Source organism: Variovorax sp. Sphag1AA, from assembly GCF_014192575.1.
Taxonomy (GTDB): Bacteria; Pseudomonadota; Gammaproteobacteria; order Burkholderiales; family Burkholderiaceae_C; genus Variovorax.
Genome location: NZ_JACHYC010000001.1, coordinates 977,906 through 1,002,242, shown reverse-complemented (window position 1 = coordinate 1,002,242; position 24,337 = coordinate 977,906). Strand labels below are relative to the sequence as shown.

Here is a 24,337-nt window from a genome sequence, read left to right as displayed (position 1 = left end):
GGTTTTTTCTTGATCTCATGGTGGACTACGCACTCGAACTCCTGAACATCAGTTGCATCTTCCGCGCGAAGGACGACCGGACGCAGCGCTACACAGCCGTCGCAGACACCACCTTGCGCGTGCGTGCGGGTGAGTTCGTGTCGGTGGTCGGGCCGACCGGCTGCGGCAAATCGACCCTGCTCAATGTGGGCGCGGGTCTGCTCGAGCCCTCGTCGGGTGAGGTGAAGGTTTTCGGACAGCCGCTCGAGGGCATCAATGCGCGCGCAGGCTACATGTTCCAGAGCGAAGCGCTGATGCCGTGGCGCAGCGCATTGGACAACGTGATGCTCGGGCTGCAATACCGCGGCATGCCCGATGCGAAGGCGCGCGAACTGGCGAACGAGTGGCTCGCACGCGTGGGTCTCGCAGGCTTCGGCGACCGCTATCCGCACCAGCTCTCCGGCGGCATGCGCAAACGTGCAGCACTCGCGCAGGTGCTCGCGCTGGACCCGGACATCATCCTCATGGACGAACCTTTCAGCGCGCTCGACATCCAGACGCGGCAACTGATGGAGAACGAGGTCCTCGCACTCTGGGCAGGCAAGAAGAAGGCCGTGCTCTTCATCACGCACGACCTCGACGAAGCGATTGCAATGAGCGACCGCGTGGTCGTGCTGTCCGCAGGCCCGGCCACGCGGCCGATCGGTGAGTTCGAGATCGACCTGCCGCGACCGCGCGACGTGGCCGAGGTGCGTACGCATCCGCGATTCGTCGAGTTGCATTCGCAGATCTGGGCCGTGCTTCGCGACGAGGTGCTCAAGGGCTATACGCAGCAGCTCAGGAAAGCGGCCTGACATGAAGCTTCGGCCCAATGAAAGCAATGCGCGCTTCTGGCAGATCGTGCTCCTCCTGCTTTTGCTGGTGGCTTGGCATGTCTCGTCGCGCAACGAACAGTTCGCATTTTTCGTCGGCGAGCCGATCAAGGTTGCCGGCCGGATATGGAGCTGGTTCATGCCAGTGGCGATTCCGCCGAACCCGTTGTTTCCGGAGGGGCTGCCGGGCAATGCGGATGTCTACCTGCACCTCGGCGTGACGCTGCTCGAGACGGTGCTGGCATTCATCCTCGGCACGGTGCTGGGGCTCGTCTTCGGTCTCTGGCTCGCGCTGGCGCCGACCGCGAGCCTGGTCTTCGACCCTTACATCAAGGCTGCCAACTCGATGCCGCGCGTGATCCTCGCGCCGATCTTCGCGCTGTGGTTCGGCCTGGGCATCTGGAGCAAGGTGGCGTTGGCGGTCACGCTGGTGTTCTTCATCGTGTTCTTCAACGTCTACCAGGGGGTGAGGGAGGTGAGCCCGGTGGTGCTCGCCAACGCACGCATGCTCGGTGCAAACCAACGGCAGCTACTGCGCACTGTGTACTTGCCGAGCGCGACGAGCTGGGTGTTCTCGAGCCTGCATACCTCGGTTGGCCTCGCCTTCGTGGGCGCGGTGGTTGGCGAGTACCTGGGCTCGGCGCGAGGTGTCGGCTATCTCATCCTGCAGGCAGAAGGCACCTTCGATGTGAACACCGTGTTCGCCGGCATCGTCGTGCTCACCGGCTTTGCGCTGGTGCTGGATGGCATCGTCGGCGTGCTGGAGCGGCGGCTGATGAAATGGCAGCCGCGCAGCGGCGAAACAGAAAAGCTCTGATCGCCGGACGCGCGCTCAGCGCTTCTTCTTGGAAGGCGTTCCGCCGCGCGGTTCGCGCACGACCTGCTTCTCAGCCGCCTTCTTCGTCCCCTTGCCCGAGGCTGCCTTGGGTTCCCTTGACGTCACGGCGTTGGCCTTGAGCGTCTTCCCACCGGTCAGGTGCGCAAGCCCGGCGCCGACGCGCGTGGACGAAGCCGCCTTCACCGGGAGGTACACCACCACGTCATAGCCCTTCGGAAAGGCGTGATTGGTCTTCACGTCGTTCCATTCGGCAACGCTGGCCGGGTTCAGGCGGTAGCGCTGGGCAATGCTCGCGACGCTGTCTCGCTTGCCTGCCTTGATGACGGTACGACGCGTGACGATCTCGGGTTGAAAACTCAGGTGGCCCGTGTCGGCGACCACCGCGTCCACGTCTTCCTGCACGCGTGAGGTGCGCGGAACGATCAGCGTCGAGCCGGCCTTGATCAGCATCCGCGGCGGCACGCTGTTGATGGCGCGCAGGTCGGCTTCGCTCATGCCCGATCGCTGGGCGGCGTCGGCGACCGTCATGGTGCTAGGGACGGTCCATGCCGTCCAGCTTGCGTACTGGCCTTGCGAATAGGCTTCGAAGTTGCGCTGGAACACGGCCGCGTTGTCCCACGGCAGCAGGATCTCCGGCGTGCCCGCGGCCAGCAGCACAGGCTTGTGGGCCGACGGATTGAGCGCGCGGAAGTCGTCGATCTTGACGTCCGCCAGCTTCGCCGCGAGATCGACGTCGAGGTCGCGCTTGAGTTCGACGGTCTGGAAGTACGGGTGGTTGGCGATGATCGGCAGGTCGGTGTTGAAGCGCTCCGGATTGGCGACGATGTTCTTCACTGCCTGCAGCTTGGGCACGTACATGCGTGTTTCGGCGGGCATCGACAGGTCGGCGTAACCGGTTGGCAACCCGGCGCGCTGGTTCTTCGCGATGGCGCGGCTCACATTCCCTTCGCCCCAGTTGTAGGCGGCAAGCGCGAGGTGCCAGTCGCCGAACATGCCGTAGAGCTTCTGCAGATAGTCGAGCGCCGCCCGGGTGGAGGCGACGACGTCCCGGCGGTCATCGCGGAAGATGTTCTGCTTGAGGTCGTAGTCGGTTCCGGTGGCCGGCATGAACTGCCACATGCCTGCCGCGCGGGCACTCGACACCGCTTGCGGATTGAAGGCGCTCTCGATAAACGGCAGCAGCGCGATCTCGGTCGGCATGTCGCGGCGCTCGAGTTCCTCGACGATGTGGAAGATGTAGCGGCTGGACCGTCCGGTCATGCGCTGCATGTAGTCGGGCCGGCTCGCATACCACTGCTCGCGGTCATGCACGAGGTCGTTGTCGAGATCGGGCATCTTGAAGCCGCGGCGGATGCGGTCCCACATGTCGGTGGGCGGCGCGAGCGTGACGACGGCACGCGACTTCGTCTGGCCGGAGGTGATCGGCGTAAGGGCGCCGTCTGGATAGACGGGCGCGGCCGAGCCCGATGCACCCGAAGACGAATAACCCGTGCCGGTTGCGCAGCCCGCGAGAAAGAGTGTGCCCGCGAGGCAGGCGGCAACGATGAGTCTCATCGAAATTCGTTCTTCCATTGGCGCAGCGCGGCGAACACCTCGGTCTCGGCGGCCTGTGTCGACAGGCCGGCCCGGGCCTGGACTGCCAGGCGGACGGTGGATTCGCGGCTGCGAAGAAAAGGGTTGACACGGCGCTCGGTCGCGAGCTGCGAGGGCAGCGTCGGCTCACCGCGCGCACGCAAGGCTTCGCATTGCGCCGTGTACTGAGCGAGATCGGCATTGTGGGGTTCCACAGCGTGCGCGAATCTCAGGTTAGCAAGTGTGTATTCGTGGGCGCAGCACACGCGTGTGCCGCCCGGCAGCGCGGACAGCGCATCGAGCGATGCAAGCATCTGCGCGGGTGTGCCCTCGAAAAGCCGCCCGCACCCGCCCGAAAACAAAGTGTCACCACAAAAGACCAGCGGAGCGATGTCGCCCGCCGATGCGTTGTGTGCGTTAGCCGGGAGAAAGTAGGCGATGTGTCCGGCGGTATGGCCGGGAACGTCGATGACCTCGAAGCGCAGGCCCAGCACGTCGGCGTGATCGCCATGCGCGAGAGGAGTGAAGGGCTCGGGAATGCGCTCGCGGGCAGGACCGAACACCGGTGCGCCGGTGGCTTCGCGCAATGCGGCCACGCCGCCGGTGTGATCGGCGTGATGGTGCGTGACTAGAATCGCGGCCAACTGCAGATTGTCGCGCCGGAGTGCTTCGAACACTGGCCCGGCATCCCCTGGGTCGACCACGATCGCGTTGCGTCCGTCCTGCAGCATCCAGATGTAGTTGTCGGCAAAAGCGGGCAGCGGAACGAGGGTCATGAGCGGTCAAATTATAGGTTTGCACGATTGGTTCGAGACCCCTCCAGGGCGCTATCTGCTGGACTGGGAGCAAGCCCAGTTCGACCAGGCCGTGGCGGACGTCTTCGGCTATCACGCGCTCCAGCTTGGGCTTCCCGAGGTACAGGGGCTGCGCACCAACCGCATGCCGCACCGCTGGCTGGCGCTGTCGGAGCCCGCGATGGCGCCGCGCAGCTCGCTCGTCACCGACTTCTCGGCGCTGCCGTTTTCGGCGAACAGCCTCGACCTGGTCGTGCTGCCGCATACGCTGGAGCTGAGTCCGGATCCGCACGCGACGTTGCGCGAGGTCGAAAGGGTGCTCGTGCCTGAAGGTCGGGTCGTGATCTGTGGCCTCAATCCGGCGAGCCTGTGGGGCATGCGGCAGCGGCGGGCACGGCTCTATCAGCGGCTGGGGTTCGGCGAACTCTTCCTGCCGGACGCCGGCGACTTCATCGGCTACCGGCGCATGCGCGACTGGCTGCGGTTGCTGAGTTTCGAGGTCGAATCGGGCCGCTTCGGCGTCTACCGGCCGGCGGTCCGCAGCGAGGCATGGCTCGAGCGCTGCCACTGGTTCGACGACGCTGGCGAGCGCTGGTGGCCGATCTTCGGGGCGGTCTATTTTCTGGTCGCGGTCAAGCGGGTCCGCGGCATGCGGCTGCTGAGCGCCGACTGGCGCCGCGCGGCGGCGCGGGCGAGTGCGCCGGTGCCGATCGCGGGGCGCGTGCACCGCGATCACCGCGACCACGCACGTCGCTCATCTCATCGAAAGAAACAAGGAAAAGGTTCTTGAACGAAGTACAGATCTACACCGATGGCGCCTGCAAGGGCAATCCCGGCCCTGGCGGCTGGGGCGCATGGCTGAAGTCGGGGGCGACCGAAAAGGAATTGTTCGGCGGCGAACTCAACACCACGAACAACCGGATGGAACTGCAGGCGGTCATCGAAGGGCTTGCCGCGCTGAAGCGGCCGTGCAAGGTCACGCTCTACCTCGACAGCCAGTACGTTCGCATGGGCATCACCGAGTGGATCCACGGCTGGAAGGCCAAGGGCTGGCGCACCTCGACCAAGCAGCCGGTCAAGAACGTGGAGCTCTGGCAGCAGCTCGACAAGCTGGTCTCGAGTGGTGGCCACCAGATCGAATGGCGCTGGGTCAAGGGCCATTCGGGCGATCCGGGCAACGAACGCGCGGATGCGCTGGCGAACAAGGGCGTCGAGCGCGCCCTCGGGCGGATCTAGAGCCGCTCCGGCGCCTCGAGCACCTCGCCCATCTGGGCCCGGAACAACAGGTCGTCGGTGACGCGAAGCCGGCGACTCATCTCGCGGGCGATGTTCATCTGGATCAGCGCAAACTGCTCGACGTTGTGCTCGAACAGCCGGTAGAGGTTGGCCGAGGTGAGTTCGATTGCGCTGCAGTCCTCGTCGGCCCGCACCGTCGCGCTGCGCGGGCAGAGGTCGAGCAGGGCCATCTCGCCGAAGCAGTCGCCGGGCCCGAGGCGTCGGATGAGCAGCTCGTGTTCGCGCCAGTTTTTCGAGACCGTGACGTGGCCGCTCTCCAGCACGAACATGCAGGTGGGGGTGTCGTCCTCGTGAAAGAAGAAATCTCCGCGCCGCACATGGGTGACCGGCGCTTCGCCCAGCAGGAACTCGATGGTCTCCGCGCCAATGGCGCCGAAGATGGGCATCTGCTGGATCAACTCGATTCTTGATGCCATGCATTGCTCCTTGCCGGTTGGGGGCAGATGCTAGATCACGCCGTCGAACATCATGACGTCGACCGGATCTCCATCGGCGACGCTGCCCTGGTCATGATGCAACACCACCAGGCCGTTGGCTTCGACCATCGAGCTCAGGACGCCCGAGCCCTGGTTGCCTGCGATGCGCACTTCGGGCAATGACCCGGCGACCGGCCGGACGTATCCGCGCTGATATTCGGTGCGTCCGGGCTTCTTGCGGATCGCGCCGACGCTTCTGGCGCGAAGCAGCGGCGGCGGGGCCGCGCACACGTCGTTGCAACCCATCATGCGCAGGAGCGCGGGCCGCACGAACGCCAGGAACGTGACCATCACCGCGACCGGATTGCCGGGCAGGCCGAAGAGCACGGCGGGGCCGCGATCCGGCTTGTCCGTCGGGATCAGTCCGACCGCCATGGGGCGGCCGGGCCGCATTGCAACGCGCCAGAACGCCATGTCGCCAAGTCGCTGCATCACGGCACGCGTGTGGTCGGCCTCGCCGACGCTGACACCGCCGCTGGTAATGATCGCGTCGGCTTCGCCCGCCGCGCGTCGAAGCGCCGATTCGAGTGCGGCCGGGTCGTCGCGCACGAGGCCGAGATCGATCACCTCGCAGCCGAGTCGCATCAGCAGCCCGAAGACGGTGTAGCGGTTGCTGTCGTACACCGCACCGTCGCGCGGCAGTTCGCCAAGGCTGAGGATTTCGTCGCCAGTCGAAAAATAGGCGACCCGCAGGCGCCGCAGCACCGGCACCATCGGCAGCCCGAGGCTCGCCACCATGCCGAGCGCGGCTGGGGAGATGATCTCGCCTCGGCGCAGCGCAGGCTTGCCTTGCATGAGGTCTTCGCCGGCCAAACGGCGGTTGTCGCCTCGACGCAGCGCCTTGGCAGGGAATCGGACGATCTCGCCCTCGACCGTGCAGAACTCCTGCGGGATGACCGTGTCGAGGCCTGACGGCATCACGGCGCCGGTCATGATCTTGAGCGCATCGCCGGTGCCCACGCTGCCGCGCCATGCCGAGCCGGCCAGGGCGGTGCCGACGACGCGCAGTTCGATCGAAGCGTCGTCCGCAAGGCCCTCTAGCACGTGGCCGTCGAAGGCGAAGCCGTCCATCGCCGAGTTGTCGTGCGGTGGCACGCTGACCGGCGAAATGATGTCCTCTGCCAGCACACGGCCGAGTGCATCGCGCAAGGCAATGCGCTCGACCTGCGTGACGACGGCCGGTTCGGCGAGGCGCGCGAGGAACGCTTGCACGGCATCAACGCCCAGCGCCTTCGGGTCGTAGCCCGCCAGGGCGGCGGCGATGTCTGCGATACGGCTCATGGAAGCGGGAAGGAATCAGGTGCGCTGGGATTCGAGTGCGTGCAGCTCGGCCAGCGTGTTGGCGTTGTAGAACGCGTCCGGTGCGTCACCGGGGCGGTCGAAGGGCACCGGCACCGTGCGGTGCTGGGCGGTCCACTTGTCGATCTTCCGGCCGCCGGCCTGGGTGAACCGCACGAGGCTTTCGAGCAGCGTGGCGCTGAGCAGGCAGAACACAGGCTGGGCGCGCAAGGCAGGGCTGCCGCCGGGGTCTTCCGAGGGCTCAGGGGCCGAGACCATCGCGATCTCCGCATCGTTGGCGACCAGCGCTTCGCAGAGGCGGCTCGCCAGATCGAGCGGGAAGAGCGGCGTGTCGCATGGCACCGTCAGGAGATAGGGTGTCTCGCAATGCTCCAGGCCGACAAGGAAGCCTGCTAGCGGCCCTGCGTAGTCAGCCAGCCCGTCCGGCCAGACCGGCACCCCGAAAGATTCGTAGGCCGAGAGATTGCGGTTGGCGTTGATCATGATCTCGCCGACCTGCATGCCGAGCCGCATGACGGCATGCATCGCGAGCGCCGTGCCGTTGAAGTTCTGCAAGCCCTTGTCGACACCACCCATACGAGTGCCGCGTCCGCCCGCGAGCACGAGCCCGGTGATCTCGCCGGTGGCGATGGCTGGTCTGTTCGTCATCCGCCGATGTAGCTCATTTCGACCCGCCGCGGCGCGGCGCCGTCAGTGTCGGGTCCGCGCAGTGCGCGAAGTTCGGAATAGCGATCGCTCCGGCCCTGCCAGATGTTGCCGATCGCGGAGGTGATCTGTTCATCGCTCGCGCCGCCGCGCAGCAACGGTCGAAGGTCATGGCCTGCATTGGCAAAGAGGCAGAGGTAGAGCTTTCCTTCGGTCGACAGGCGTGCGCGATTGCAGTCGTGGCAGAACGCCTGCGTGACGCTGCTGATCACCCCGATCTCGCCGCCGCCGTCCTGGTAGGCCCAGCGCTGGGCGGTTTCGCCCGCCGCGGTCGCTTCGAGGGGGGTGAGAGGAAATTCCTCCGCAATGCGGCGCACCACCTCTGCGGACGGAAGCACTTCGTCCATGCGCCATCCGTTGGTGGCGCCTACGTCCATGTATTCGATGAAACGCAGCACGATGCCGGTGCCGCGGAAGTGGCGGGCCATCGGCAGGATTTCCTGCTCGTTGGTCCCGCGCTTGACGACCATGTTCACCTTGATCGGGCCCAGGCCCGCGGCCTTGGCTGCGTCGATGCCGGCCAGGACTTCCGCGACGGGGAAGTCCACGTCGTTCATGCTGCGGAAGGTGAGGTCGTCGAGGCCGTCGAGGCTGATGGTGACGCGCCGCAATCCCGCAGCCTTGAGCGCCTTGGCCTTGCGTGCCAGCAGCGAGCCGTTGGTGGTCAGCGTGAGATCGAGCGGCTGGCCGTCCGGTGTGCGCAATGCTGCGAGTTGCTCGATCAGCACTTCGAGATTCTTGCGAAGCAGCGGCTCACCGCCGGTAAGCCGGATCTTGTGCACGCCATGCGCTGCGAAGAGGCGCGCGAGCCGTGTGATTTCCTCGAAGCTCAGCAGCGCGCTGTGCGGAAGGTACTGGTAGTCCTTGTCGAAAACTTCCTTCGGCATGCAGTAGCTGCACCGAAAGTTGCACCGGTCCGTGACGCTGATGCGAAGGTCCGTCAGCGGCCGTTGCAAGCGGTCGAGCAGCACACCGGTCGCTGGCACCGCGAGGTCGGCCATCGCCGTCGCGGGACGGGCGCGGCCGATCTCTGAGACGGGGATGACGTGCTGGCTCATGGGGGAGGCAAATTTAACCCATCCCCCCGGGCGGCGGCATGCCGGAACCCCTTGACCCTGAGGCAAAGAGGCAGCCCGGAAATCACCCGTGGCGGATCGCGACGGTCTTGAGCGTCGTGAACCCGTACAGCGCTTCGAAGCCCTTTTCGCGCCCGTAGCCCGAAGACTTGACGCCGCCGAACGGCAGCTCGACACCGCCGCCGGCGCCGTAGTTGTTGATGAACACCTGGCCGCTCTTCACGCGTTTGGCCATGCGGAGCTGGCGCGAACCGTTCTCGGTCCAGATGCCCGCGACCAGACCGAAGCGCGTGGCGTTGGCGAGTTCGACAGCTTCGTCCTCGTCATGGAATCGCATTGCAGCGAGCACCGGGCCGAAGACTTCCTCCTGTGCGAGCCGGTGATCGACCGGCACGTCGCGCAGCAGGGTCGGCGCCTGGTAGAAGCCGCTTTGCGGCGCTTCGTCGACGACAGTGCCCTGGCCGACCATCGGGATGCCGGCGACCTGGGCATCCGAGAGGAAATCCCAGACCCGCTGCTGCTGCGTCTGGCGGATCAGCGGACCGACGTCGAGGTCCATCGCCGCCGGGCCGACACGCAGCGCCTCGAAGGCATGCCCGAGGCGCTCGAGGAGTGGTTCGTAGATGTCGCGCTGGATCAGAACGCGCGAACCAGCCGAGCAGGTCTGGCCGGCGTTCTGCACGATCGCGTTGATCAGCACCGGAATGGCCGCGTTCAGGTCGGCGTCGGCAAAGATGATCTGCGGGCTCTTGCCGCCGAGTTCGAGCGTGACCGGGCAATGCCGCTCCGCCGCCACCTGCTGGATGATCGTGCCCACCGTGGGGCTGCCGGTGAAGCTGATGTGATCGATGCCTTCGTGCCGCGCCAACGCATCGCCGACTTCATGGCCGTAGCCCGTCACGATGTTGATCGCGCCGGGTGGAAAGCCGACTTCCGCCGCCAGTTGGGCCACGCGGATCAGCGACAGGCAAGCGTCTTCCGACGGCTTGACCACGCACACGTTCCCCGCTGCCAGCGCACCACCGACGCTGCGCCCGAAGATCTGCATCGGGTAGTTCCACGGAATGATGTGGCCGGTGACGCCGTGCGGCTCGCGCCACGTCAGCACGCTGTAGCCGTCCTGGTAGGGGATGGTTTCGCCGTGCAGCTTGTCGCACGCGCCGGCGTAGAACTCGAAGTAGCGCACCAGCGCCAGCGCATCGGCCCGGGCCTGCTTGACCGGCTTTCCGCAATCGCGCTGCTCGATCAGCGCGAGCTCGTCGGTGTGCGCCGCGATCTTCTGCGAGAGCTTGTAGAGCAGCCGTCCGCGCTCAGCCGCGCTGACCTTGTGCCAAGTGGTCTCGAAGCAATGGCGTGCAGCCTGAACGGCGGCATCGATGTCCGCTGCGTTGCTGCGCTGCAGTTCGTCGAACGTCTGGCCATCCGAGGGATCGATCACCGGCAGCGTGCGGCCGGAAGAGGAGGCAACGCTCTCGTTGCCGATGTAGTTGAGTTGCATGGGAGAAATCTTAGCGCTCAGCGCGCGGCTGTCGCCCGGGGAAGGGCGCGCAGGGCATTGAGCATGCGCTCGACGTGCTTGTCGGGATTGAGGTTCTGGTAGTAGTAGGCGACATGGCCATTGGGCGTGACCACGTACGAGAGCCGGTTCGCGAAATCCGGCCGGGTCTGCATCACCGCGTCGAAGCCCTGGATGACCGTCTTGGACTGGTCGGAAGCCACCGGGAAGCGGCTCTGGCAGGACTTGACCGAAAACTTGGTCAGCGTGTCGATGTCGTCGGCGGAGATGCCGATCACCGTAGCGCCGAGGGCGGCGAACCTGTCGATGGCTTCGGCGAATGCATGCGCCTCGATCGAGCAGTCGGCACTGTCCGCCGCCGGGAAGAAATAGACCACGACCGGCCCTTTGGCGAGTGCCTCGGCAAGCGAATAGCTGAAGACCTTGCCGCCCAACGCCGCGGTGGCGGTGAATTTCGGGACGGGATCGCCGATATCGAGCGCTGCAAAGGCTGTCGGAGCCACGGTCGCAGCCACTGCAAGAAGTGCGGCGCGCACGGAAGTGTGGAGCGTCATGAGGTAACCCCGAAGGAATGCGTTCCGAATTCTAGGACCGGGGGCAGACGCAATTGGGCTCGTCCCTCCAAGAAGGCAAATTCCAGAACTCCTGTCAAATGATCCTGGTCTCGGAGCCGGGGGGCTGGTTGCTCCGCTCGTGCCGGAAATGCTGTTGTAATCCCGGGATGCTCCTGTCGCTTCCTCCCCCTTGCAATCCCCCTGTGGCGCCCCACATGCTTCGCATGAACGCTACCAACACCCCCGCCCACAAGACCGATCTGGCGGTGACGCATGTCCTGGCCCAGCTCCTCGAGCGGCTCGAGCACAGCGCTGTGCCGGTCGGCGCCGAGCAATACCGGTCCGTCGTCATGCATCTGGTCGACGAGTTCCGCGATGTGGAACCGGGTGCCCAGCTTGGTCAATTGCTGGATTCGTATCCGGCTGCCGCCGAGGTGTACGAGAACATGAATTACCAGCACGCCGGGCTGTGCCGCTCGGCTCTGGATGCCTCGCTGACTGCCGAATTGGCCGCCAAGAATGCCATCGAGCGCGCCATGCGCCGTGGCCCGGAGACTGCGCATGAGTAAAGCCGACGTTAAGACCACCGTATTGGCCGACGGACTGCGCTACAAGGCCAAGGCGCCGGGATCGCCGTTCCGCGCTTCCGCCTCGTTCAGCGGCGCGACGATGTCGTGCTTCATGTGTGGCAAGCATCGCGTTCGCTCGCAACTCCGCACTCGTCAGTTGCTGGGCAAGGCCCAGACGGTTTGCGCGCCGTCCTGCAAAGCGCTCGACGAGCTGATGGCGAACAGCGGGGGCGAGTGAATCACGGCCCGTGTGATTTGTTTCACGATTGGGCCAATTCAGCGCGCCGAATTTAGTACTTCATACCGCCTATCAAATCGGGAAAAATCGAACTACAGTTAGACACAATTGATGCGAATTGCGTCAATACCAAAGTTCTAATTACTGATCGATTCAAATGATCCCGATGAATTCAAAGGCCGGCGAGGCCCTGGGTCTGTTTCGATTGAACGCGAAAGGACGGGCCCAGTGAGCCGACAACGCCACGTCATCATGCAAGTCGTCAAGCGCTCCGGCGGAACGACGCATCACGTCGAGTTCGTGATGGACGACAACTTCGCGGAACGTCTGAAGCAACTGCGCTCGCTGGTGCCACCCCTTAATTCGCTCAACAAGCAGCGCGATCTGGTGATCGACAAGGTGCGCGTCCGCATGCCTTCGGCGGTGTGGCGCTACGGCAGCGATATCGACAGTCAGGTCGACGGCTCGTGCATCGTCATCGCTTCGGAGGGCTACTTCAATTGCGGCGCCAAGGACCGCAAGACGAAGGAAAAGCTGGTGACCTACACCTTCCCCATCGCGCGGCTGATCGAGCTGCACATGGAGCGCCCGGCTGGCGAGACCTTCTACATCCGCGATGGCATCTTCACCAACGACGAGCCGGCCGAGTCGGCCGCAGGCCGCTGGGTGCAATCGATTCATGAGCTCGAGGAAATGCAGATGCGTCCGCCCGAGGCATCGTCGGACTTCGACACCCTGCAGGGCGTCCCGCTGCGCAGCGAGCCTTCCCGCACCGTCAGCCTGAACTGATCGGGGTCATTCCAGAAAAGTCCCGCACTGCGAAGTGCGGGACTTTTTCTTTTTCTACTGAACCTTCACCTCGACCCGACGCGCTTCGGCTGCCGAGCCGTCACCCTGCATCTGGGCCGGCTTGGCGAGTTCGACCTTGTCGTCGGGCACGCCCGCTACCTTGAGTGCCTCGCCGACAGCAATGGCGCGTTGCTTGGCGAGTTCGGCATTCTTCTCCGGATCGCCAGTCGCGTCGTGGAACCCACTCACCAGCACGCGGCTGCCGCCCTGCGCGGCCTTCACGATATCGGCCAGCGCCTCTTTCGCGCCCGGGGGGACTTCGGCGCTGCTGGTCGCGAAGTAGAACTTGACCACGCCGCCCTCGGTCTTGATCGAGGCGCCGGTGTCTGCCGCGGCGACCGGTGCGGCCGCCGCTGGCGCTGCGGCTTGCGGCGCGACAGGCGCTGCCGGTGCGCTCACGGGGGCGGGTGTTGCCGGCGCGGGCGCCGCGTGTGCGCCGACATCTCCGGCGTGGAACTTGACCACCAGCGGCACGATGAGCAGCGCCACGATGTTGATGATCTTGATCAGCGGATTCACCGCTGGGCCAGCCGTGTCCTTGTACGGGTCGCCGACCGTGTCGCCGGTCACCGCCGCCTTGTGTGCCTCGGAGCCCTTGCCACCGTGATGACCGTCCTCGATGTACTTCTTGGCGTTGTCCCATGCGCCGCCGCCGGTGCACATCGAGATCGCCACGAAGAGACCGGTCACGATCGTGCCCATCAGCAGGCCGCCGAGCGCCTTGGGGCCCAGCAGCAGGCCGACCAGGATCGGCACTACCACCGGCAGCAGGGACGGGATCATCATTTCCTTGATCGCGGCGCCGGTCAGCATGCTCACGGCGCGGCCGTATTCGGGCTTGCCGGTGCCTTCCATGATCCCCTTGATCTCGCGGAACTGGCGGCGCACTTCCTCGACCACCGAGCCAGCTGCGCGGCCCACCGCTTCCATCGCCATCGCGCCGAAAAGGTAGGGAATCAGGCCACCGATGAAGAGGCCCACGATCACCATCGGATCGCTCAGGTTGAAGCTGATTTCCTGGCCGAAGCTTTCGAGCTTGTGGGTGTAGTCCGCGAACAGCACCAGTGCCGCGAGGCCTGCAGAGCCGATCGCGTAGCCCTTGGTCACCGCCTTGGTCGTGTTGCCGACGGCGTCGAGCGGATCGGTGATATCGCGCACAGATGCGGGCAGTTCGGACATCTCGGCGATGCCGCCGGCGTTGTCGGTGATCGGGCCATAGGCGTCGAGCGCGACCACGATGCCGGCCATGCTCAGCATCGCCGTGGCGGCGACCGCGATGCCGTAGAGGCCCGCGAGCGTGTACGACACGATGATCGCGACGCACACGAAGATCACCGGCCATGCAGTAGAGCGCATCGACACGCCGAGGCCCGCGATGATGTTCGTGCCGTGGCCGGTGGTCGATGCCTGCGCGATGTGCCGCACCGGCGAATACTGCGTGCCGGTGTAGAACTCGGTGATCCACACCAGTGCCGCGGTGAGCGCAAGGCCCACGAAGCAAGCGCCGAAGAGCTTCAGCTGGCTGCCACTCGGTGCGATCGCGTTGTCCGGGATCAACCACGCGGTCACGAACCAGAACGCGATCAGCGACAGGATGCCCGCCACCGCAAGCCCCTTGTAGAGCGCCGGCATCACGTTGACCATGCCCGGCTTCGCCTTCACGAAGAAGCAGCCGATGATCGACGCGATGATCGAGACGGCGCCGAGTGCCAGCGGATACATCACCGCGTTGACCGGCGCCGACGAAACCATCAGCGCGCCCAGCACCATGGTGGCGATCAGCGTCACTGCGTAGGTCTCGAACAGGTCGGCAGCCATGCCGGCGCAATCGCCGACGTTGTCGCCCACGTTGTCGGCGATCACCGCCGGATTGCGCGGATCGTCTTCAGGGATGCCGGCTTCCACCTTGCCGACGAGGTCGGCGCCCACGTCGGCGCCCTTGGTGAAGATGCCACCGCCCAGTCGCGCAAAGATCGAGATCAGCGATGAGCCAAAGGCGAAGCCGATGAGCGGGTTGAGCAGGGTCGAGAGCTTCTGGTCCGGCGTGAGTGCGCCGTTGCCCGCAAGGAACCAGTAGAAGGCCGAAACCCCCAGCAGGCCGAGGCCAACCACCAGCATGCCGGTGATCGCCCCACCGCGGAATGCGACATCGAGCGCGGGGCTGATGCCTTGTGTCGCGGCCTGCGCGGTGCGCACATTCGCGCGGACCGATACGTTCATGCCGATGAAGCCGCAGGCGCCTGAGAGCACTGCGCCGACCACGAAGCCGATGGCCGTGGTGCCGTCAAGGAAGATACCGATGAGGATTGCGAGCACCACGCCGACGATCGCGATGGTGCGGTACTGCTTTGCGAGATAGGCCGCCGCGCCAGTCTGGATCGCCGCGGCGATCTCCTGCATTCGTGCGTTGCCTGCGTCTTTCGAGAGGATCCAACTGCGTGCCCAGAAACCATAGGCTACGGCCACGAGGCCGCAGACGATGGCGAGGACGAGTGGGGTGTTGCCAGTCATGCGTTGCTTCTCCAAGTAGTTCGTCAAACTTGATGGAGACGTAAGCCGGACCCTGTGCGCAACGCGTACGGGTCAGTGCTTCCGTCGCGTTGCTTCCTCGAGGCCCCGGTGCCTTGACGGCTGGGAACGATTGGCCAACGAAGCCAATTTACAGGCAAATCCGCCGTTCTGTGCGACCGGCCTGTGACATGGAAAGTAAACTTCGGGTTTGTCCGCATCCAACTAACACTTTCAAACTACGAAGCCAGACCATGTCCCTCGGCAAAGTTTCCCCCGGTAAAGACGCCCCCGAAGCCTTCAATGTCGTCATCGAAATTCCGATGAACGCCGACCCGATCAAGTACGAAGTCGACAAGGAATCGGGCGCGATCTTCGTCGACCGCTTCATGACCACGGCCATGCACTACCCGACGAACTACGGCTATGTGCCGCAGACCCTGTCGGGCGACGGTGACCCGGTCGACGTGCTGGTCATCACCCCCTATGCGCTGGTTCCCGGCGTGGTGGTGCCATGCCGTCCGCTCGGCATCCTGATGATGGAAGACGAAGCCGGCGTCGACGGCAAGGTGCTCGCCGTGCCGACCGACAAGGTGCTGCCCATCTACAGCCACTGGAAGAAGGTGGAAGACGTGAACCAGATGCGCCTGAAGGCCATCACGCACTTCTTCGAGCACTACAAGGATCTCGAAGCCGGCAAGTGGGTCAAGGTGCTCGGCTGGGAAGGCGTCGACGCCGCCAAGAAGGAAATCCTCGACGGCATCGCGAACTACAAGAAGGAAGAGTCGAAGTAAGTTTCGGCCCCGGAAGTTTCTGGTGAAGCGCCTCGCGGCAAATGTCGCGAGGCGTTTTCTTTTTGGGCGGCCGCGTTGATTTGACCTGGATCAAAGTCGCGGCGAAGGCGCGTCGCTAGCCTTGCCGCATGCAAGCTGCGCTTACGCACGGCCCGTCCGCGCGCTCCTTTCACGATCTTCCCGACGAGTCGGCAACGCAGCCCGACTGGTCGCTTCTCGATGATCCCGCCGAGTGGCCGGAGTTCGGTCGCCTGCTCGATGGCGACGAAGCGCGTGGGCGATGGGAGTCGCAGGTGGTGGTCGAGGGCATGCACTGCGCGGCGTGTGCGCTTTCGGTTGAAGAAGCGGTGGGTCGCGTTCCGGGTGTCGAGCGCGTGGAGGTGAATGCGGCCAGCCATCGGGCGCGCATCGTCTGGTCTTCCACTGCAGTCAAGCCATCGCGCTGGTTCGCAGCGTCGGCAGCTGCAGGCTATGCGCTGGTGCCGGCAGGTGATGTGTCGGCGCGTGGCAGACGCTCCCGCGAAACCCGCCTCGCTTTGTGGCGCTGGCTCGTCGCGGGCTTTTGCATGATGCAGGTGATGATGTACGCGTATCCCGCGTACATCGCGCAGCCCGGCGACATGTCGCCCGATGCGGCCCAGTTGCTGCGCTGGGCCTCATGGGTGCTCACGCTGCCGGTGATGCTGTTTTCGTGCGGGCCGTTCTTCCGCAGCGCGTGGCGCGATCTCCGTGCGCGGCGCATCGGCATGGACCTGCCGGTGTCGCTCGGCATCGCGATCGCCTTCATCGTCAGCACCGCGGCGACCTTCGATGCGGAAGGGCCGCTCGGCCACGAGGTGTACTTCGATTCGCTGACGATGTTCGTCTTCTTCCTGCTCACCGGCCGATGGTTGGAGACGCGGCTGCGTGATCGCACGGCAGGTGCGCTCGAAGCGTTGATGAACCGGCTGCCGGACAGCGTCGAGCGCCTTGGCAAGGGTGGCCTGTTCACGCGCGTTTCGGTTCGCAGGTTGGCCGTGGGTGACGTGATCCGCGTGCTGCCCGGAGAGGCTTTCCCCGCCGATGGTGTCGTGATCGCAGGCGACACGACCGCGGACGAGGCGCTGCTGACTGGCGAATCGCGTCCAGTGCCGCGCCCTTGCGGGGACCGCGTTCTCGCGGGCAGCCACAACATTGCGTCCGCGGTTCGGGTGCGGATCGAATCGATCGGGCAGGGCACGCGCTTCGCGCAGATCGTCGCGCTGATGGAAAGCGCATCGATGCAGAAGCCGCGCCTCGCGCAACTGGCTGATCGCGCGGCGCGGCCCTTCCTGTTTGCTGTCCTCGCCGCTGCGGCGCTGGCGGCCGCATTGTGGTGGCACATCGATTCGGGTAAGGCGCTGATGGTGGCCGTCTCGGTGCTGATCGTCACCTGCCCGTGCGCGCTGTCGCTGGCGACGCCCGCGGCGATGCTCGCGAGCGCCGGCTCGCTCGCTCGCCACGGCGTGATGGTGAACAACCTGCAGGCGCTGGAAACGCTGGCCACGGTCGACACAGTCGTGTTCGACAAGACCGGCACGCTCACGCGGGACGTGCCGCGATTGGAGCGCGTCTATTGCCGCAAAGGACTGCGGCCCGGCGATGCGGTCGAGCTTGCCGCCGCATTGGCGGCGCAATCGCTGCATCCGGCATCGCGCGCGCTGGTGAATGCGTGGAACGGCCAGTTCCGCTCATCGCCGTCGTGGGAACTGGTCGAAGGGAAAGAGCTCGCGGGAGAAGGAATCGCCGGCCTCCTGCGTCGCAAGGGCGACGCAGGAGGTGAAGTGCGAGTCGTTCGGTTGGGTGCTTCGGCCTTCTGCGGCGTCCCGCCTTTGCAGTCGAGTGCCGCGCAGGTTCATCTGGCCGATGAGGAAGGGTGGATCGCGAGCTTCGTGCTGGCGGAGGACCTGCGGGACGATGCCGCATCGGCCGTGACCGCGCTCGAGGAGCAGGGCTTGTCGGTGCAGCTTCTTTCCGGCGATCGCGACGCGGCTGCCCGGGAGGTCGCTCAGCGGGCCGGCATCCGCGATGCGCGCGGCGATTGCCTTCCCGAAGAGAAGCTTCGCACCATGCGCCGATGGCAGGCCGAGGGGCATCGCGTCGTGATGGTCGGCGATGGTCTCAACGACGGCCCGGTGATCGCGCAGGCGAACGCATCCTTCGCGTTTGGACATGCCGTTCCGCTGACGCAGGCACGCGCGGATTTCATCGTGATGGGCGGCGAACTCGGGGCCATCGTGCGCACTCTCTCGCAGGCGAAGCGAACCTCGCGCGTGGTGCGACAGAACCTCTGGTGGGCTGCGGGCTACAACGCGCTGTGCGTGCCGCTGGCACTGCTCGGATGGCTGCCACCGTGGCTTGCGGGGCTCGGCATGGCGGCCAGCTCGTTGTTCGTCGTGCTCAATGCGTCGCGTCTGGCGCGGCAGCCGGGAGCCTGATTCCGATGGACATCCTCTTTCTGCTCATTCCGTTTTCCGTGGTGCTGGTGCTTGTGATCCTCGGCGGGCTCTGGTGGGCAGTGCACTGTGGTCAGTTCGACAACGTCGACCACGAGGGCGAGCGCATTCTGCGCAACGATTGATCTGCATCAATCCGGCTCTCGCGGGCCACTTGGAAACTCGGACCAGTTCATAAGAAAAGGTCCGACGATGCAATCTCCGAATCCTCCCGCAGCGGTCTACAGCGACACCGCGGTGCGGCAGTTCGCCATCATGTCGGTGGTCTGGGGCGTGGTGGGCATGCTCGTCGGCGTGGTCATCGCGTCGCAGCTGGCGTGGCCCGATCTCAACTTCGGCATTCCATGGCTCAGTTATGGCCGACTGCGTCCGCTGCACACCAACGCGGTGATCTTCGCGTTCGGCGGATGCGCGTTGATGGCAACGAGCTTCCATGTGGTGCAGCGCACCTGCCAGGTTCGACTCTTCGCACCGGGCCTTGCGTCCTTCGTGTTCTGGGGCTGGCAGGCCGTGATCGTGGCCGCCGCGATCAGCCTGCCGATGGGCTACACCAGCGGCAAGGAATACGCGGAACTCGAGTGGCCGATCGACATCCTGATCGCGGTGGTCTGGGTAGCCTATGCGATCGTGTTCTTTGGAACCCTTGCGGTTCGCAAGGTGCGGCACATCTACGTGGCCAACTGGTTCTACGGCGCGTTCATCATCGCCGTTGCCTTGCTGCACATCGTCAACAGTGCCGCCGTTCCTGCGGGCTGGATGAAGAGCTACTCGGCCTACGCCGGCGTGCAGGACGCGATGGTGCAGTGGTGGTACGGCCACAACGCAGTTGGCTTCTTCCTCACTGCAGGCTTCCTGGGAATGATGTACTACTACATCCCCAAGCAGGTGGGGCGCCCGGTGTATTCGTACCGGCTGTCGATCGTGCACTTCTGGGCCCTGATCTTCACCTACATGTGGGCGGGTCCGCACCATCTGCACTACACGGCTCTGCCTGACTGGACGCAATCCATCGGCATGGTTTTCTCGCTGATCCTGCTCGCGCCGAGTTGGGGCGGGATGATCAACGGGATCATGACTCTCTCGGGTGCGTGGCACAAGCTGCGCACGGACCCGATCGTGCGCTTCCTCATCGTGGCGCTGTCCTTCTACGGGATGTCGACCTTCGAGGGTCCGATGATGTCGATCAAGACGGTGAATGCGCTGTCGCACTACACCGACTGGACGATCGGGCATGTGCACTCCGGCGCGCTGGGCTGGGTCGGCCTGATCACGATGGGATCGCTCTACTACCTGATCCCGCGTCTCTACAACCGCACCGAGATGTACAGCATGAAGGCCATCGAGCTGCACTTCTGGATGTCGACGGTGGGCATCGTGCTCTACATCGCCGCGATGTGGATCGCCGGCGTGATGCAGGGGCTGATGTGGCGTTCGATCAACGCCGACGGCACGCTCACCTATACCTTTGTCGAAGGCGTGAAGGCCACCTATCCGTACTACGTGGTGCGGGTGATCGGCGGCGTGCTTTACCTCGCCGGCATGCTGGTGATGGCGTGGAACGTCGTGATGACCATCGGCGCCGGCCACTCGGTGCGCGCACAGATCCCCATGCCCGCCCCAGCCCACGCCTGAAGGAATCGAGGAAAGAACAATGAGCTCCAACGCCCCCGAACCCTCCACCTTCTCGCATCAGAAGATCGAGACCAACAACTTCCTGATGATCGTGCTGATCCTGCTGGTCGTCGCCGTCGGCGGCCTGGTGGAGATCGTGCCGCTCTTCTTCCAGAAGTCGACCACGGAGCCGATCACCGGTCTCACGCCGCCGACTGCGCTGCAGGTGCTCGGTCGCGATGTGTACGTGCGCGAGGGTTGCTACAACTGCCATTCGCAAATGATCCGCCCGTTCCGCGCAGAGACACTTCGCTACGGCCACTACTCGGTGGCGGGTGAATTCGTCTATGACCATCCCTTCCAGTGGGGCAGCAAGCGCACTGGTCCCGATCTGCACCGCGTGGGTGGTCGCTACAGCGACGAGTGGCATCGCATTCACCTGAACAACCCGCGCGACGTGGTGCCCGAGTCGAACATGCCTGCGTATCCGTGGCTGGAGAAGACGCAGGTCACGCCGTCCGATGCCGCAGACCACATGCGGGCGTTGCGCCGTGTCGGCGTGCCGTTCACCGACGAGCAGATCGCCGCCGCGCCTGCCGAAGTCAAGGGCAAGACTGATTTGGATGCGCTGGTGGCGTATCTGCAATCGCTGGGCCTTGCGCTCAAGTGAAGGAGCCCATCATGGAAATGGACATCACCACCTTGCGCATCGCGGCCACGCTGGTTTCCTTCGTGACCTTCATCGGCATCCTCGCTTGGGCCTATTCGCGCCGCCGCGCCGTGGCCTTCGAAGAGGCGGCCCGCTTGCCCTTTGAGCAGGACTGACACCATGAGCGACTTCACCCACGATTTCTGGTCGCACTTCGTTGCGATCGCCACGGTCGTCAGCATCCTGGCCTGCCTCCTGCTGCTGTGGATCACCGCACGCAGCAAGACCCCCGCCAGCGAGGACAACACCACGGGCCACGTCTGGGACGAGGACCTGCGCGAGATGAACAACCCGATGCCGCGCTGGTGGATGGGCCTGTTCGTGCTGACGATCGTCTTCGGCCTGGGGTATCTCTTCGTCTTCCCGGGGCTGGGCAGCTACAAGGGCCGGCTCGATTGGAGCACCGACGGCGAGTACTCCAGGGACCTCTCGAAGGCCAACCGCGAGCTCGAGCCGGTGTATGCCGCCTACACGGCACTCCCGGTGGAGAAGGTCGCGTCCGATGCGGGCGCGATGGCGATCGGCGAGCGCCTCTTCCTCAACAACTGCGCGCAATGCCACGGCTCCGATGCGCGGGGCGGCAAGGGCTTTCCGAACCTCACCGACAGCGACTGGCTGCACGGCGGTTCGCCGGAGAAGATCAAGGAGTCGATCACGCTCGGCCGCATCGGGACCATGCCGCCGATGGCCGAAGCGGTCGGCACGCCGGAGGACGTGAAGAACCTCGCCAACTACGTGCTGAGTCTGTCCGGCAGTCCGCATGACTCGGTGCGGGCGGGCCTCGGCAAGAGCAAGTTCACCGTCTGCGCGTCTTGCCATGGCATTGGCGGCGTCGGCAACACGGCGGTGGGTGCGCCCAATCTGTCGGACCGGATTTGGCTGCATGGCTACGGCCTGGAAGCGATCATCCAGATGATCAACACCGGCAAGACCAACCAGATGCCGGCGCAGCAGGGCCGCCTCACGGAGGCGCAGATCCACGTGTTGACCGCCTACGTGTGGGGCCTGTCGAACGGCAAGTCCTCCGTCGCCGGGTCACCCTGAGGGGCGCGACGTGCCGGATTCCGCGCCGAGGCCGCGCCGTGTGATCCCGATCGCGGCGGCCGAGAAGACAGGGGGCCTCTACGAGGCGCACCAGAAGGTCTACCCGCGTTCCATCGACGGTGTCTTCGCGCGCTGGCGCTGGCTGATGGTCTTCGTCACCCAGCTCGTGTTCTATGGCGTACCGTGGCTCGAATGGGGACAGCGCCAGGCGGTGCTGTTCGACCTGGCGACGCGGCGCTTCTACATCCTCGGGCTAGTGCTGTACCCGCAGGACCTGATCTACCTGACGGGTCTGCTGGTCATCTCGGCGCTGTCGCTGTTCCTGTTCACCGCGGTCGCGGGGCGGCTCTGGTGCGGCTACACCTGTCCGCAGACGGTCTACGCCGAGATGTTCCTGTGGATCGAGCAGAAGATCGAAGGCAACCGCATCGCCCGCATGCGGCTGGATGGCGAAGACCTGTCGATCGAAAAATTGGTCAAGAAGTGGTTCAAGCATGTGGTGTGGCTCGGCATCGCGCTCTGGACCGGCTTCACCTTCGTGGGCTACTTCACGCCGATCCGCGACCTGGGCCTCGCCTTCCTGCAGACCCGCATGACGGGCTGGGAAGTCTTCTGGGTGCTGTTCTACGGCTTCGCTACCTACGGCAACGCAGGCTTCATGCGCGAGCAGGTCTGCAAGTACATGTGCCCGTATGCGCGCTTCCAGAGCGCGATGTTCGATCGCGACACGCTGATCGTGAGCTATGACGTCGGCCGCGGCGAGCCGCGCGGTGTGCGGGCCAAGGGCACGGATGCGCGCGCGCAAGGGCAGGGCGACTGCATCGACTGCTCGCTGTGCGTGCAGGTGTGCCCGACGGGCATCGACATCCGGAATGGCCTGCAGTACGAATGCATCGGCTGCGGCCTCTGCGTGGACGCGTGCAACACGGTCATGGACAAGCTCGCGTCGCCGCGTGGTCTGATCCGCTATGCCACGCAGAACGGCATGGCGGGGCAATGGTCATCGCGGCAGGTGCTGCGGCGCGTGCTGCGTCCGCGTGTGCTGATCTACAGCGGCGTTCTTGTCGCCCTCTCGATCGGCCTGCTGGCCAGCCTGGTCACGCGCACGCCGCTCAAGGTGGATGTGGTCCGCGATCGCGGCACGCTGGCGCGAATCGCGGAAGGCGGGCGGATCGAGAACGTGTATCGCCTGCAGATCATGAACGCGACCGAACAGACGCAGCACTACCGCATCGAGGCCCGGGGCCTCGAGGGACTGCACGCGTCGCCCGAGCAACCCGTGACAGTCGGACCTGCGCAATCGCGCTGGGTCGCTGTCCGCCTGCAACTGCCGTACGGTGCCGCGGACCCAGGTTCGCACCCCGTCTATTTCGATGTGCGTGCGGCCGAAGGCGGCGCGCAGGTTTCGGAGAAGGCGACCTTCATGGTGCCCCGGTGATGCCGATCAAGGAGATGCCGATGAACGCAACAAACACGAACGATGTGGCCCGAAGCGAAGCCTGGTGGCGTTTCCCGTTGCTGTGGATGGTCCTGGCCGGCCCCGCCGTTGTGGTTGTCGCAAGCTTCGTGACGCTGTGGCTCGCCTTGCGCTCGCCGGACCCCGTGGTTGCAGAGGACTACTACCGGCAGGGCATAGAGATCAACAAGACGCTGGCCGACAAGAAGCTGATGCCGGCGCTGAGCGGCCGCAACCACGCCGCGACGCCGGCGGATGATGTGCCGGCACCCAGGCGTTGAAAGGTGGACTCAGCAGCCCGCCGGCGTGATCAGCCGGCGAAGTGCCTCGGCGTCGAGGATGCGCAGGTTGCGCTGCTGGACTTCGACGAGACCGTCTTCCATGAACTTGGAGAGGGTTCGGCTGACGGTTTCGAGCTTGAGCCCGAGGTAGCTGCCGATCTCCTCGCGCGTCATGCGCAGCACGAGTTCGGAGCGCGAGAAGCCACGCGCATGCAGGCGCTGCGCGAGGTTGAGCAGGAAGGCCGCCAGGCGCTCTTCGGCGCGCATGCTGCCCAGCAGCATCATCACGCCATGCTCGCGCACGATCTCGCGGCTCATGATCTGGTGCACATGCCGCTGCAGGGCCGTGACCTCGCGCGACAGCTCCTCGATGCGGTCGAAGGGCATCACGCAGACTTCGGAATCTTCCAGAGCCACCGCGTCGCAGGTGTGCTGGTCGTTGACGATGCCGTCGAGGCCGATGATCTCGCCGGCCATCTGGAAACCCGTCACCTGGTCGCGGCCGTCCTGGCTGGCCACCCGGGTCTTGAAGACGCCGGTGCGGATCGCATAGAGCGAGGTGAAGCGGTCGCCGTTCCGGAAAAGCATCTCGCGACGGCGGACCTTGCGCCGCTTGGCCACGATGTCGTCGATGCGCTGCAACTCGGTGGGCTCGAGACCGACCGGCATGCAGAGTTCCCGCAGATTGCAACTGGAGCAGGCGACCTTGATGTTTTCGGTTTTCATTGATGTACGTCGAGTGTGTGCGGATTCTGGAGCCGGGCGTGGGCACGCGGGTTGATCCACATCAAGGAACCAGAGGCGCCCCAGCGGCATAGTGGGCCGCA

The 24,337-nt window shown here is 65.1% G+C and carries 26 protein-coding genes; 16 read left to right on the top strand and 10 right to left on the bottom strand.

The features are described 5' to 3' along the window. The first annotated feature begins 17 nt into the window (after positions 1–17). Together FHW64_RS04910 and FHW64_RS04905 are read left to right on the top strand one after the other, a co-directional pair. On the top strand, positions 18–833 hold the full coding sequence (locus FHW64_RS04910) for an ABC transporter ATP-binding protein (protein WP_184523587.1): 816 nt from the start codon (positions 18–20) through the stop codon (positions 831–833). A 1-nt stretch (position 834) separates the two neighbouring features. After that, positions 835–1,668, top strand: coding sequence for an ABC transporter permease (locus FHW64_RS04905; protein ID WP_184523585.1), 834 nt, complete (start codon positions 835–837; stop codon positions 1,666–1,668). Between the two features lie 15 nt (positions 1,669–1,683). Here the strand turns inward: FHW64_RS04905 and FHW64_RS04900 are convergent, their stop codons facing one another. After that, a complete protein-coding gene (locus FHW64_RS04900; RefSeq protein ID WP_184523583.1) occupies positions 1,684–3,243 on the bottom strand; it encodes a transglycosylase SLT domain-containing protein in 1,560 nt (519 codons plus the stop codon). Next, a complete protein-coding gene (gloB, locus tag FHW64_RS04895) occupies positions 3,240–4,037 on the bottom strand; it encodes a hydroxyacylglutathione hydrolase (protein ID WP_184523581.1) in 798 nt (265 codons plus the stop codon). The genes FHW64_RS04900 and gloB overlap by 4 nt, the downstream gene beginning before the upstream one ends. Here gloB and FHW64_RS04890 point away from each other — a divergent pair. Further along, a complete protein-coding gene (locus FHW64_RS04890) occupies positions 4,036–4,845 on the top strand; it encodes a class I SAM-dependent methyltransferase (protein ID WP_260303645.1) in 810 nt (269 codons plus the stop codon). The two genes, gloB and FHW64_RS04890, sit on opposite strands and share 2 nt — an antisense overlap. Next, on the top strand, positions 4,842–5,291 hold the full coding sequence (gene rnhA / locus FHW64_RS04885) for a ribonuclease HI (protein ID WP_184523579.1): 450 nt from the start codon (positions 4,842–4,844) through the stop codon (positions 5,289–5,291). Before FHW64_RS04890 ends, rnhA begins: the two co-directional genes overlap by 4 nt. On the opposite strand, the gene FHW64_RS04880 is transcribed toward rnhA, so the two are convergent. The 6 genes from FHW64_RS04880 to FHW64_RS04855 form a co-directional block, all read right to left on the bottom strand. Further along, positions 5,288–5,767 carry a Crp/Fnr family transcriptional regulator gene (locus FHW64_RS04880; RefSeq protein WP_184523577.1) on the bottom strand — a complete coding sequence of 160 codons (480 nt, stop codon included), beginning with the start codon at positions 5,765–5,767 and terminating at the stop codon, positions 5,288–5,290. The two genes, rnhA and FHW64_RS04880, sit on opposite strands and share 4 nt — an antisense overlap. Before the next feature lie 30 nt (positions 5,768–5,797). Continuing rightward, a complete protein-coding gene (gene glp / locus FHW64_RS04875) occupies positions 5,798–7,108 on the bottom strand; it encodes a gephyrin-like molybdotransferase Glp (protein WP_184523575.1) in 1,311 nt (436 codons plus the stop codon). A gap of 15 nt (positions 7,109–7,123) precedes the next feature. After that, positions 7,124–7,774, bottom strand: coding sequence for a molybdenum cofactor guanylyltransferase MobA (mobA, locus tag FHW64_RS04870; protein ID WP_184523573.1), 651 nt, complete (start codon positions 7,772–7,774; stop codon positions 7,124–7,126). Beyond that, positions 7,771–8,889, bottom strand: coding sequence for a GTP 3',8-cyclase MoaA (moaA, locus tag FHW64_RS04865; protein ID WP_184523571.1), 1,119 nt, complete (start codon positions 8,887–8,889; stop codon positions 7,771–7,773). The genes mobA and moaA overlap by 4 nt, the downstream gene beginning before the upstream one ends. An 82-nt stretch (positions 8,890–8,971) precedes the next feature. Then, positions 8,972–10,405 (bottom strand): aldehyde dehydrogenase family protein, encoded by a 1,434-nt coding sequence (locus FHW64_RS04860; protein WP_184523569.1) that lies wholly within the window; start codon positions 10,403–10,405, stop codon positions 8,972–8,974. A gap of 17 nt (positions 10,406–10,422) precedes the next feature. Then, positions 10,423–10,977: a peroxiredoxin gene (locus FHW64_RS04855; RefSeq protein ID WP_184523567.1), complete on the bottom strand. Its 555-nt coding sequence runs from the start codon at positions 10,975–10,977 to the stop codon at positions 10,423–10,425. 224 nt (positions 10,978–11,201) lie between these two features. On the opposite strand from FHW64_RS04855, the gene FHW64_RS04850 reads away from it, so the two are divergent. From FHW64_RS04850 to FHW64_RS04840, 3 genes are all read left to right on the top strand, one after another. Beyond that, entirely contained in the window at positions 11,202–11,546 is a 345-nt protein-coding gene (locus FHW64_RS04850) for a hypothetical protein (protein ID WP_184524267.1), read from the top strand. Further along, positions 11,539–11,784 carry a hypothetical protein gene (locus FHW64_RS04845; RefSeq protein ID WP_184523565.1) on the top strand — a complete coding sequence of 82 codons (246 nt, stop codon included), beginning with the start codon at positions 11,539–11,541 and terminating at the stop codon, positions 11,782–11,784. Before FHW64_RS04850 ends, FHW64_RS04845 begins: the two co-directional genes overlap by 8 nt. A gap of 228 nt (positions 11,785–12,012) precedes the next feature. Beyond that, a complete protein-coding gene (locus FHW64_RS04840; protein ID WP_184523563.1) occupies positions 12,013–12,573 on the top strand; it encodes a hypothetical protein in 561 nt (186 codons plus the stop codon). A 54-nt stretch (positions 12,574–12,627) separates the two neighbouring features. Here the strand turns inward: FHW64_RS04840 and FHW64_RS04835 are convergent, their stop codons facing one another. After that, a complete protein-coding gene (locus FHW64_RS04835) occupies positions 12,628–15,144 on the bottom strand; it encodes a sodium-translocating pyrophosphatase (RefSeq protein WP_184523561.1) in 2,517 nt (838 codons plus the stop codon). A gap of 251 nt (positions 15,145–15,395) precedes the next feature. Between FHW64_RS04835 and ppa the strand changes: the two genes are divergently transcribed. The 9 genes from ppa to FHW64_RS04790 all read left to right on the top strand — a co-directional run bounded on the left by ppa (position 15,396) and on the right by FHW64_RS04790 (position 23,510). Continuing rightward, the gene (ppa, locus tag FHW64_RS04830) at positions 15,396–15,935 is read left to right on the top strand and encodes an inorganic diphosphatase (RefSeq protein WP_184523559.1); all 540 of its coding nucleotides are present in this window, start codon (positions 15,396–15,398) and stop codon (positions 15,933–15,935) included. 128 nt (positions 15,936–16,063) lie between these two features. Continuing rightward, positions 16,064–18,391 carry a cation-translocating P-type ATPase gene (locus FHW64_RS04825; RefSeq protein ID WP_184523557.1) on the top strand — a complete coding sequence of 776 codons (2,328 nt, stop codon included), beginning with the start codon at positions 16,064–16,066 and terminating at the stop codon, positions 18,389–18,391. A gap of 5 nt (positions 18,392–18,396) precedes the next feature. Further along, the gene (gene ccoS / locus FHW64_RS04820) at positions 18,397–18,534 is read left to right on the top strand and encodes a cbb3-type cytochrome oxidase assembly protein CcoS (protein WP_184523555.1); all 138 of its coding nucleotides are present in this window, start codon (positions 18,397–18,399) and stop codon (positions 18,532–18,534) included. Positions 18,535–18,601: 67 nt separating this feature from the next. Next, positions 18,602–20,041, top strand: a complete 1,440-nt coding sequence (ccoN, locus tag FHW64_RS04815; RefSeq protein WP_184523553.1) for a cytochrome-c oxidase, cbb3-type subunit I — start codon at positions 18,602–18,604, stop codon at positions 20,039–20,041. A 19-nt stretch (positions 20,042–20,060) separates the two neighbouring features. After that, a complete protein-coding gene (gene ccoO / locus FHW64_RS04810; protein ID WP_184523551.1) occupies positions 20,061–20,690 on the top strand; it encodes a cytochrome-c oxidase, cbb3-type subunit II in 630 nt (209 codons plus the stop codon). Positions 20,691–20,707: 17 nt separating this feature from the next. Beyond that, the gene (locus FHW64_RS04805) at positions 20,708–20,845 is read left to right on the top strand and encodes a cbb3-type cytochrome c oxidase subunit 3 (protein WP_184524265.1); all 138 of its coding nucleotides are present in this window, start codon (positions 20,708–20,710) and stop codon (positions 20,843–20,845) included. A 4-nt stretch (positions 20,846–20,849) separates the two neighbouring features. Then, a complete protein-coding gene (gene ccoP, locus FHW64_RS04800) occupies positions 20,850–21,773 on the top strand; it encodes a cytochrome-c oxidase, cbb3-type subunit III (RefSeq protein WP_184523549.1) in 924 nt (307 codons plus the stop codon). A gap of 10 nt (positions 21,774–21,783) precedes the next feature. Next, complete coding sequence (gene ccoG / locus FHW64_RS04795; RefSeq protein ID WP_184523547.1) at positions 21,784–23,211, top strand: cytochrome c oxidase accessory protein CcoG; 1,428 nt, start codon at positions 21,784–21,786, stop codon at positions 23,209–23,211. 20 nt (positions 23,212–23,231) lie between these two features. Next, the gene (locus FHW64_RS04790) at positions 23,232–23,510 is read left to right on the top strand and encodes a FixH family protein (protein WP_184523545.1); all 279 of its coding nucleotides are present in this window, start codon (positions 23,232–23,234) and stop codon (positions 23,508–23,510) included. 9 nt (positions 23,511–23,519) lie between these two features. Here the strand turns inward: FHW64_RS04790 and fnr are convergent, their stop codons facing one another. Next, positions 23,520–24,326: a fumarate/nitrate reduction transcriptional regulator Fnr gene (gene fnr / locus FHW64_RS04785; RefSeq protein ID WP_260303641.1), complete on the bottom strand. Its 807-nt coding sequence runs from the start codon at positions 24,324–24,326 to the stop codon at positions 23,520–23,522. Between the last annotated feature and the right edge of the window lie 11 nt (positions 24,327–24,337).